Source organism: Mycoplasmopsis gallinacea (assembly GCF_012220205.1).
In the GTDB taxonomy this organism is placed as follows: Bacteria; Bacillota_I; Bacilli_A; order Mycoplasmatales; family Metamycoplasmataceae; genus Mycoplasmopsis; species Mycoplasmopsis gallinacea_A.
On sequence record NZ_CP047225.1, the window covers coordinates 1,172,793 to 1,183,913 of the forward strand.

General features: G+C 37.0%; 4 protein-coding genes, 8 tRNA genes and 2 rRNA genes. All 14 read right to left on the minus strand.

Going from position 1 to position 11,121, the window contains the following annotated elements; genetic code table 4:
• Window positions 1–675, minus strand: coding sequence for a signal peptidase II (locus tag GOQ20_RS04515; RefSeq protein ID WP_167845580.1), 675 nt, complete (start codon window positions 673–675; stop codon window positions 1–3).
• Complete coding sequence (gene ileS, locus GOQ20_RS04520) at window positions 668–3,355, minus strand: isoleucine--tRNA ligase (RefSeq protein WP_167845581.1); 2,688 nt, start codon at window positions 3,353–3,355, stop codon at window positions 668–670. The genes GOQ20_RS04515 and ileS overlap by 8 nt, the downstream gene beginning before the upstream one ends.
• Window positions 3,356–3,372: 17 nt before the next feature.
• Window positions 3,373–3,930, minus strand: coding sequence for a hypothetical protein (locus GOQ20_RS04525; protein WP_167845582.1), 558 nt, complete (start codon window positions 3,928–3,930; stop codon window positions 3,373–3,375).
• Window positions 3,931–4,024: 94 nt separating this feature from the next.
• Window positions 4,025–4,100 (minus strand) — tRNA-Phe (locus tag GOQ20_RS04530).
• Between the two features lie 4 nt (window positions 4,101–4,104).
• Window positions 4,105–4,181 (minus strand) — tRNA-Asp (locus GOQ20_RS04535).
• A gap of 4 nt (window positions 4,182–4,185) precedes the next feature.
• Window positions 4,186–4,261, minus strand: a tRNA-Met gene (locus tag GOQ20_RS04540).
• 19 nt (window positions 4,262–4,280) lie between these two features.
• Window positions 4,281–4,373, minus strand: a tRNA-Ser gene (locus GOQ20_RS04545).
• 6 nt (window positions 4,374–4,379) lie between these two features.
• Window positions 4,380–4,455: transfer RNA gene (locus tag GOQ20_RS04550), tRNA-Ile, on the minus strand.
• Between the two features lie 40 nt (window positions 4,456–4,495).
• Window positions 4,496–4,572: transfer RNA gene (locus GOQ20_RS04555), tRNA-Met, on the minus strand.
• A gap of 4 nt (window positions 4,573–4,576) precedes the next feature.
• Window positions 4,577–4,653 (minus strand) — tRNA-Ala (locus GOQ20_RS04560).
• 6 nt (window positions 4,654–4,659) lie between these two features.
• A tRNA-Pro gene (locus GOQ20_RS04565) sits at window positions 4,660–4,736 on the minus strand.
• Between the two features lie 104 nt (window positions 4,737–4,840).
• Window positions 4,841–5,887 carry a hypothetical protein gene (locus GOQ20_RS04570; protein WP_167845583.1) on the minus strand — a complete coding sequence of 349 codons (1,047 nt, stop codon included), beginning with the start codon at window positions 5,885–5,887 and terminating at the stop codon, window positions 4,841–4,843.
• A 374-nt stretch (window positions 5,888–6,261) separates the two neighbouring features.
• A 23S ribosomal RNA gene (locus GOQ20_RS04575) occupies window positions 6,262–9,147 on the minus strand.
• Between the two features lie 286 nt (window positions 9,148–9,433).
• Window positions 9,434–10,943, minus strand: a 16S ribosomal RNA gene (locus GOQ20_RS04580).
• Together the 16S and 23S rRNA genes form the textbook arrangement of a ribosomal RNA operon.
• Window positions 10,944–11,121 lie beyond the last annotated feature (178 nt).

An 11,121-nucleotide genomic window follows, 5' to 3' on the forward strand; every position in this document is an offset into this window, starting at 1 on the left:
TTATTTGGTTGGATTTTCTTTTTGACGTTTTTCTTTCGAAGCAATTTCCATAATTATCGAAATAGCAGATGTTATGATGAATAAACAAATTCCAATAAAGATAAATGAATCAGCTAAATTTAATGTTCCTCTATCTTTAATAAAGTTGAAAAAGAATCAATCTTTTACGTGGCCTTTGAAAAGGCAACGATCTAAAAAGTTTCCCATATCTCCAGCTGAAAGAATTGCTAGTGCTACAATGTAAAAATACACTCTTTTTTTCTTTTCGGTTAAAAACATTATTGAAGTTAGAGTAACTAGAAAGATAATTGCACTTAAGACTTGGATTAAAACAATATTTACATTCTCTCAAAGTGTTACTCCACGGTGTCAAATGCTTCTGATGGTAATTAATCCAAAATTTGTTCATTCTGATGAAACATATGGATAAATACTTTCAGCAGGTTTTCTAGTTCCATCAGGCATTACAACTGTATCATTTAGATCTAAAGTATTAATATCACCATGATGGAAAATAAGTGTTTTAGTTAATTGATCGATTAAAAGGAAAACTGCAAATACACCTAAGAAAATTAAATAATTAATTAAGATTTTTTTCTTATTGTTTTTTAGGTGGTTTACGAATCTATTAACTAAGTTTTTTAAATAGTTTTTGATTATTGTTACATTATTCATTTTGATTTAAGTTCAACTTTCTTAAAACTTGATCACAATTTACACAAATTTCACCTGCCATATCTTTAGCTTCAAAGTGGTTTCAGCAACGAAGACATTTTTCAGAAGTAAATTTCACTACTTCTAATTTATCTCCAGGACTTACTTTCCCTACCATTAAAAGAGTAGCAAGGTTTAAATCTTTAGTAAATTGATCTACTGAATTATCAAGAACAAGCTCTAATTCATTTGAACGTTTTACATTTCCGTTTTTGATTTCATTTTCAATTAAAACATTAACTTTTTCTCTAAGTTCAAAGAACTTATCAAATTTAGCAACAAGATCTTGATCCACTTTTAATGAATCTAAATTGTCAAAACGTTCAAACATTATTGATTCAAATTTATTTTCTTTATTAAAGTGTGAATATGCTTCTTCAGCTGTAGTAGGCATAATTGGTGCAATAACTTTAATTACAAAATCTAAGATTTCATATAAGTTAGCTTGAACCATTCTTCTTTCAGTATCATCAGCTGTTCTTACATAAAGAATGTCTTTAGTAATCGAAAGATAGAAAGCAGAAAGATCAACAATGTAATTATTTAAGTGTTTAATTACATTGATAAAACGATATTCGTTATAAGCATTAATAATATTTACTTTTAGCTCTGCTAATTTGTTTTGAACATATTCGTGAATTCCTTCACGTTTGATGTTTGGTTCGTATTTAAAGTCGCTAATGTTTCCAAGTAAGAACTTAATTGTGTTTCTTATCTTACGATAAAGTTCAGTGTTTTGATCTAAGATTTCATTTGAAATATTAACATCATTTGAGTATTCTGAATTAGCTACTCAAGTTCTTAAAATGTCAGCACCTCTTTGTTTTACAACATCAATTGGAGAGATTGTATTTCCTTTTGATTTTGACATTTTTTCACCCTTACCATCAAGAGTAAATCCATGTGAAATAAGTTGTTTATAAGGTGTTACGCCTTTGTAAGCTACTGAGTTAATAATTGATGAGTTGAATCATCCACGGTATTGATCAACTCCTTCAAGATATAAATCAAATGGAGATTCAATTCCTTTTTCAATATCAACAGCAATAGACGAAACCCCTGAATCAAATCAAACGTCCATAATGTCCATTTCACGTGTATAACCTAAATTACGGTAACTTTCAGGAAGAAGTTCATCGGTTGTTTTTTCATATCAAATATCTGAACCATGTTTTCTTACAAGATCAATTACATAATCGAAAAGCTCTTCTTTGAAAACAGGATTTTTATCTTGATCATAGAAAATGATAATTGGAACACCTCAAGCTCTTTGGCGTGAAATTGTTCAATCATGACGGTTTTCAATCATTTGGAAAAGTCTTTTTTTAGCTCATTCTGGATGTGTTTGTACTGAAGAATCAATTTGCTCAAGGATTTGATCTCTAATTTTGTCAATTGAAACAAATCATTGTGTAGTTCCTCTATAAATAATAGGTTTATGTGTTCTTCAATCATGTGGGTATGAGTGTTTTAAACGCTCAAAATGCATCATATTTTCACCAAGGTACTCGCTAATTAATTTGTTAGCATCTTCATAGAAAATACCATCAAATTGGGTGTTTGTTTTTTCAATAAACCCTTTATCTGAGATGTGCATAATCATTTCTAATTTGTTAGCAATACCAATTTGGAAGTCATCTTCACCAAAAAGTGGAGCAATATGAACTAATCCAGATCCATTTTCATCAGTAACGTGGTGCCCAAGCACAACTGGAGCTTCGAATTTTAAAATAGGTGTTTGGTAAGTAATTTTGCCAAGCTCTTTACCTAAGAAAGTTCTAACTACCTGGAAGTTTTCTCATTTAAAAGTAACTGCTAATTTATCAAGTAAAGTTGAAGCTACAATGAATTTTTGATTATTTACTTTAACTACTGAATATTCAATTTTTTCTCCAAGAGCAACTCCAGCATTAGCTAAAAGTGTTCAAGGTGTAGTGGTTCAAATGATTAATTTGTCCCCAGGATTAATTGCTTCCATATCTGAAGAGACAATACTGAAAGAAACAAAAATTGAAGGACTAACTACATCTTGGTATTCTACTTCAGATTCAGCAAGAGCACTTTGAGATGATGGTGATCAATAAACTGGTTTTAATCCTTTATAAACAAGTTTATCAAATACCATTTTCTTAAATACTTCAAGTTGTTTTGCTTCATATTCTTTATCTAAAGTTACATAGTATTTTTCAAAATCTGAAAACATTGATAAACTTAAAAATTGACTTTTTTGTTTTTCAACTTGTTTCATAGCATATTTAGCTGCTTTTTTTCTTAAGATAACTTTATCAATTTCATCTTTACTAATGTTCATTTCAACAAGCATTTTATGTTCAATTGGAAGCCCATGTGTATCTCAACCTGGCACATATGGTGAATAAAAACCTTGCATTGTCTTATAACGAACAATGATGTCTTTTAAAATTTTATTAAGTGCGTGTCCTACGTGTAAATCACCATTTGCGTATGGAGGACCATCATGAAGAATAAATTTATCATTACGTGAGTTTTGCTCTAAAACCTTTTTGTAAATTTGATTATCTAATCAAAACTTTTGGAATTGAGGTTCTTTAATTACTAAATTAGCTCTCATATCAAATTTAGTACTTGGCATATTTAAAGTTTTTTTGTAATCTAAAGACATAATTTACCTTTCAAATTTTAATTTTCATTGCTGTAATCATTGTACATTTGTAAACATTTCTCACAATCTAAAGGAGCTACTTCTCTTATGTAATGATTGTGTTTTTGCGGAACAGCTTTAAAACCATTTACTTTATAAGTTCTTTCAGTATAAATATTAGTATTTTTTATTGCATATTTAACTCTTATTTCAACAGGAACATCACCGGGCAACTGTGACACAGCCAATATTTCAGTTTCAATATCAAATGATTTTGTTGAATTTTGACTAGAAATAAATACATCTAACTGAAATGGATCATGACCTTTAATAGCGTGGAAACAATCCAAAGCTTCAGCGTTATAATCACTTATTTCTTGAGATTTATCTTTTGGGAATTCAATATTGATAATTCCAACGTTGATAAAAATATCTGGTTTGCCGGTTGTCACTTGGCTTTTTAACTGATTTTCTCATTCAATAATTGCATTTTTTAAATCTCTTCTAGTTACCGAATTATCACATGCAACAAGAAGAATTGGACATGCAGTAATTACACTAGTTGAAGCGAGAATTCCTAAGGCTTTTTTATTCATAAACTATTCCTATTCTACTAGTAATTTTAAATAAATTATATAAAAAAATTACTCTTATTTATTAACTTTTAGCCAACAAATAAGAGTAATTTTTTGGTGGCCCCGGCAGGAATCGAACCAGCGACACACAGAGCTTCAATCTGTTGCTCTACCAACTGAGCTACAGGGCCATAATGGCGGTCCAGACGGGGATCGAACCCGCGTTCTCCTCCGTGACAGGGAGGCGTATTAAACCACTTTACCACTGGACCATTTTGGTTGCGGAGGCAGGACTTGAACCTACGACCTCCGGGTTATGAGCCCGACGAGCTGCCAACTGCTCTACTCCGCTATATAATTCTATAAAGAGATGGCGGGTGATGAGGGATTCGAACCCCCGCGGGCCGTGAAGCCCCTGCTAGTTTTCAAGACTAGTCCCTTCAGCCGGACTTGGGTAATCACCCATACAATGGTGGACCTAACAGGATTCGAACCTGTAGCCGACCGGTTATGAGCCGGTTGCTCTAACCGTTGAGCTATAGGTCCAGCACTATTTTGGTCTTATGCTTTATAGAACAATAAGATTTGGTAGCACCGGTGAGATTCGAACTCACGACCTTCCGGGTATGAACCGGATGCTCTAACCAACTGAGCTACAGTGCCATAATGGTGGAGAGTATGGGATTCGAACCCACCACCTCCTGCGTGCAAGGCAGGCGCTCTAGCCAAATGAGCTAACCCCCCATTAAATGGTGAAGAAGACAGGATTTGAACCTGCGACCACTACGTCCCAAACGTAGCGCTCTGCCAAGCTGAGCTACTTCTCCATCTTCTAAAAATGTTGCTTTTATATTATACACAAAAAATTTTTAATAACTAATATTTTTTGCTTTTTTTTATTTTTTATGTGCATTTTTAAGATGCTTATTTATTATAGCACATTTTTAAAATCGAGAAGAATTTTTTTCAATTTTCTTAAAATTTTTATTTGTCTCTCTCCAGATAAATGTTTGACAAAATAAAAGAAGTTGCTATCTGCATCAATATGATTTTTAAACAGCTTATCTACGCTATCAAAGCTAAGATTAAAGTAATAAAAGATATAATCAACTATAAATTCTAAAAATAGTTCTATTGTTGCATTTTTCATTTCTTTTTTAAGATTAGTTTCTTTATATTTGTAATTTAATTCATCAATTAATTCTTGATTTTCTAAATCATCAATACTTTTGAGTATGATTCTACGAAAGTGCTTATAAGCAATTATTTCAAAATAATCAAATACTTGCTTTTGAATAATTTTTTGATCGATTTCAAGATTAAGTTTTCTCACAAATTCTTCAACTAAAATTCAAATACTATAAAAAGAATAATCGCTATTTGTAATTCGAATTTCTTCTCTAAGATAATACATCAAAGTCACTTTCTTGGTTCCCATTCTTCTGAAGTTAACGCACTTATTGTAATTTTTATAAAGATCTCAAAGATCAATTTCCAGTAAGTTATCTTCATGCGAAGGATAAACTTCTCTTAAATAATTATGAGATCAAATTCAAACTCCATGTCTAAGAAAGTATTTGCTTACCAAAAGAAATGTTTTGCTACAATCACATTTATTATATTTAGGTTTATATTTGAGATTTTGTAAATCTAAAATGAATTGATCTAGTAGCTTTTTTATTTTATTATTGATATTTAAATAAACTAATTCAATTACTATCTCTTTTCTGTTAATAAGCTTTGAATCAACTTTAACATCAAATAAATATTTGCCTTGTGATAAATTATCAGTTAGGGATAGCTCTCTTAATTTGAAATATTTACGTTTATAAAACATTTGTCAAAGTTCTTTTTGCTCTCTATAAGCATGATTTATTAAATCATGATGCCTAAATACATTAAATTCTTTAATAATTTCCTTGTTTTTCTCTATTTTTACAAATTCTGAAGTAAAATTTGCTTCTTTTTTAAGATCCATATAAATAATTCTAACAATTTCAGGTAAATTTAAAGCATTTTACTTAATAAATGGAATAAAAATACCGCACAATGGGTTTATTTCATAAAAAACAAGTTTCCCACTTGTTAGCATGAAAATCAATTAGTAAATATACATAATTTATGTTGCTAATTAGGAAAGCCTATTGCACTAGGTTCTTTAATTTGTGCTTTCCCAGTTAGTAGTATTAAAAACTAGTTTGCTTATAATACCTTATCTGCTTACTAGTATAAAATTGTGTTACTAAGTGGGAAAGGTAATAAAAAAACTCCACTAGGGAGTGATTTGTCCTCTGAAAACTGAATAGTAAATTCTTTATAATAATTCATTAAAATGTCTTGAATAACATCTTAACTTTCAAACCTATCAATTTATTAGTAATGGTCAGCTGAATGTATTACTACACTTACACTTCCATCCTATCAACCTCGTAGTCTACAAGGAATTTCAAGGGAATACTCATCTCTGAAGAGGCTTCCCACTTAGATGCTTTCAGCGGTTATCCCTTCCGTACTTAGCTACCCAGCTATGCTCCTGGCGGAACAACTGGAACACCAGCGGTACGTCCACTCCGGTCCTCTCGTACTAAGAGCAGCTCTCATCAATATTCCAACGCCCACATCAGATAGGGACCGAACTGTCTCACGACGTTCTGAACCCAGCTCGCGTACCGCTTTAATTGGCGAACAGCCAAACCCTTGGAACCGACTCCAGCTCCAGGATGCGATGAGCCGACATCGAGGTGCCAAACCTTGCCGTCGATGTGATCTCTTGGGCAAGATAAGCCTGTTATCCCCAGGGTAACTTTTATCCGTTGAGCGACTGCCGTTCCATGACGTACAGCCGGATCACTAAGTCCTGCTTTCGCACCTGCTCGACTTGTAGGTCTCGCAGTCAAGCACACTTCTACCTTTGCGCTCTACATATGGTTTCTGACCATATTGAGTGTACCTTTGAACGCCTCCGTTACCTTTTAGGAGGCGACCGCCCCAGTCAAACTACCCACCACGCACTGTCCCCCCACCGGATAACGGCGGCAGGTTAGAAACTCAACATACCAAGGGTGGTATTTCAACGGCGACTCCCTTAAGGCTAGCGCCTTAAGATCAACGTCTCCCACCTATCCTACACATGTTAGGCCAAGTTCCAATACGAAGTTGTAGTAAAGCTCCATGGGGTCTTTTCGTCTTGATGCGGGTACCCAGCGTTTTCACTGGGACCATAATTTCACCGAGTCTAGTGTTGAGACAGTTGAGAGATCATTGCGCCTTTCGTGCAGGTCAGTATTTAGCCGACAAGGAATTTCGCTACCTTAGGACCGTTATAGTTACGGCCGCCGTTCACCCGGGCTTCATTTCAACGCTTCGCATAAGCTAACGCATCCACTTAACCTTCGGGCACTGGGCAGGCTTCGCCCCCTATACATCACCTTACGGTTTAGCAGAGAGCTGTGTTTTTGATAAACAGTTGCCCCTCACAATTTACTGTGGCCAACTCAAAGTTGGCACCCCTTCTCGCGAACTTACGGGGTCATTTTGCAGAGTTCCTTAACACTAGTTTTCTCGCTCGCCTTAGAATACTCATCTTGGGAACGTGTGTCCGTTCTCGGTACAGGTGACCGTTATTTTAAACGTTTAGAAGCTTTTCTTGGAAGCATGAAATCACATAATTCGCTCAAATGAGCTATGCATCATACATCCCGGTTATAGAGTGCGCATTTAACTACACTCACCAGTTTGCATTTACCCCCAAATCCAATAATGGGTAATGTTATCCTTCTCCGTCACTCCATCACTAATAACAGCCAGTACAGGAATATTAACCTGTTATCCATCGAATACGCCTTTCGGCCTCTCCTTAGGTCCTGACTAACCCTGGGTGGACGAACCTTCCCCAGGAAACCTTTCCCAATAGGCGTTGAGGATTCTCACCTCAAATCGTTACTCATACCGGCATTCTCACTTCTTAGCGCTCCACCAGTCCTTACGGTCTGACTTCACCGCCCTAAGAACGCTCCTCTAACGTACTTTCGTACCCGTGGCTTCGGTATTGTGTTTTACTCCCGTTACATTATTGGCGCAAGATCTCTTGACTAGTGAGCTATTACGCACTCTTTAAAGGATGGCTGCTTCTAAGCCAACCTCCTAGTTGTTTATGAAATCTCACAACCTTTCTGACTTAACACAATTTTGGGACCTTAGCCGACGATCTGGGTTGTTGCCCTCGCGAGCCGGGACGTTAGCACCCCGGTTCCGACTGCATGACAATACACAATGGTATTCGGAGTTTGATTATAGTCAGTACCGCTAGGCGCGGCCATTCCATATTCAGTGCTCTACCACCAAAGTTTAACATCACACGCTAGCCCTAAAGCTATTTCGAGGAGAACCAGCTATCTCCAAGTTCGATTGGAATTTCTCCACTATTCACAAGTCATCCGGGCACTTTTCAGCGTACTACGGTTCGGCCCTCCACTTGGGGTTAGCCAAGCTTCAGCCTGCTCATGAATAGATCACATGGTTTCGGGTATATGACAACATACTAAACGCCCTATTAAGACTCGATTTCTCTGCGGCTCCGCTTTTATCCACTTAACCTCGCATGTTATCATAACTCGCCGGTCCATACTGCAAGATGTACGCCATCACCCTTTAATGGGCTCTGACTAATTGTAAGTAAGTGGTTTCAGAATCTATTTCACTCCCCTCCCGGGGTTCTTTTCACCTTTCCCTCACGGTACTAGTTCACTATCGGTGTCTGGTTAGTATTTAGCCTTACCGGATGGTCCCGGCAGATTCAGACAGGGTTTCACGTGCCCCGCCCTACTCAGGATACTATCAGAAGTCTTTACCATTTCGCTTACGGGAGTATCACCCTCTTTGCTTAGCTTTCCCACGCTATTCTGCTATGATAAAGATTTGTAACTTCATATAGATAGTCCTACAACCCCGACTAATGTCGGTTTGGGCTCTTCCACGTTCGCTCGCCGCTACTAATGGAATCATTATTTATTTTCTCTTCCTGTTGCTACTAAGATGTTTCAGTTCACAACGTGTCTCGTCTGTATAACTATTTTATTCATTATACAGCAACTAGAAATTACTCTAGCTAGGTTTCCCCATTCGGAAATCCCCGTATCGTAGCTCATATCCAGCTCCACGAGGTTTATCGCAGGTAATCACGTCCTTCATCGACTTCCAGACCCAAGGCATCCACCACAAACTCTTACTTATTTAAAAGTTGTAACAATATTTACCTATTTGTTTGATGTATTCAAAGACATTTCAATAAATTATTATTTTTAGAATAATAATTAACTCGGTATCACAAAACAAATTGACTAATTTATTTTTTGATGTCGTTGTTATATTAATTTAATATCTTTACTTTACTATTCAGTTTTCAAAGAACAAAGAGAGAAAGTTCTCTCAAAACTAGATATATGACATGACCTATTATTTGTCGTTAATATTTAATAATTTTTGTTGTATTTTTCAGCACTAAACTGAAAGGTGTACTCCGTAGAAAGGAGGTAATCCATCCCCACGTTCTCGTAGGGATACCTTGTTACGACTTCACCCCAGTCACCAGTCCTGCCTTAGGCAGTTGTCTCCGTAGTTAACAAAACCGACTTCGGGCATTACCAGCTCCCATGGTGTGACGGGCGGTGTGTACAAGACCCGAGAACGTATTCACCATAGCGTAGCTGATCTACGATTACTAGCGATTCCGACTTCATGTAGTCGAGTTGCAGACTACAATCCGAACTGAGAATGGTTTTTTGAGATTTGCTCCACGTCGCCGTATTGCGTCTCTTTGTACCATCCATTGTAGCACGTGTGTTGCCCCACTCGTAAGAGGCATGATGATTTGACGTCGTCCCCACCTTCCTCCCGGTTACCCGGGCAGTCTCCCTAGAACGTTTAACTAAGGACAAGGGTTGCGCTCGTTGCAGGACTTAACCGAACATCTCACGACACGAGCTGACGACAACCATGCACCATCTGTCATTCTGTTAACCTCCACTATATCTCTATAGCTTTGCAGAAGATGTCAAGAGTGGGTAAGGTTCTACGCGTATCTTCAAATTAAACCACATGCTCCACCGCTTGTGCGGATCCCCGTCAATTCCTTTAAGTTTCACTCTTGCGAGCATACTACTCAGGCGGATGATTTAATGCGTTAGCTGCGCCGATGAGTTCCCCATCAGCTAATCATCATCGTTTACGGCGTGGACTACCAGGGTATCTAATCCTGTTTGCTCCCCACGCTTTCGTCTCTCAGTGTCAATATGTGTCCAGTTAGCTGCCTTCGCCATGTTGATGTTCTTCCTTATATCTACGCATTCCACCGCTTCACAAGGAATTCCGCTAACCTCTACACAATTCTAGTTTGCCAGTATCCAATGCAATTTGGGGTTGAGCCCCAAGTTTTCACACCAGACTTAACAAACAACCTACAGACGCTTTACGCCCAATAATTCCGGATAACGCTTGCAACCTATGTATTACCGCGGCTGCTGGCACATAGTTAGCCGTTGCTTTCTGATAAGGTACCGTCAAGGTCAAGGCATTTCCTCCTCGACTTTTTCTTCCCTTATAACAGCAGTTTACAACCCGAAGGCCTTCATCCTGCACGCTGTGTCGCTCCATCAGGCTTTCGCCCATTGTGGAAAATTCCCTACTGCTGCCTCCCGTAGGAGTCTGGGCCGTATCTCAGTCCCAGTGTGGCGGATCAGTCTCTCAACCCCGCTAAACATCATCGCCTTGGTGAGCCATTACCTCACCAACTAGCTAATGTTACGCACCCCGATCCCCTTGTGAAGCTTTAAAGGCTCCTTTTATAAATACCTCATGCGAGATATTTAAGTATCCGGTATTAGCGCTAATTTCTCAGCGTTATCCCAATCAAGGGGGCACGTTAAGTACGTGTTACTCACCCATTCGCCGCTAAGTTCCGAAGAACTCCGCTCGACATGCATGTATTAGGCACACAGCCAGCGTTCATCCTGAGCCAGGATCAAACTCTCGAAAAAATTGACTGTCATGTACATTGTATATATCTAGTTTTCAAAGAACTTTTTAATTCGCAAATGTTGCTAAATTATTATAGCATAAACATTTTAATTTAAAAAACATTTTTTTGAAAAATTTTTTAAATTTCAGAGTTGCAAAAATTTTATAAGAAAACTCCTAAAAAAGGAGTTTCATTAT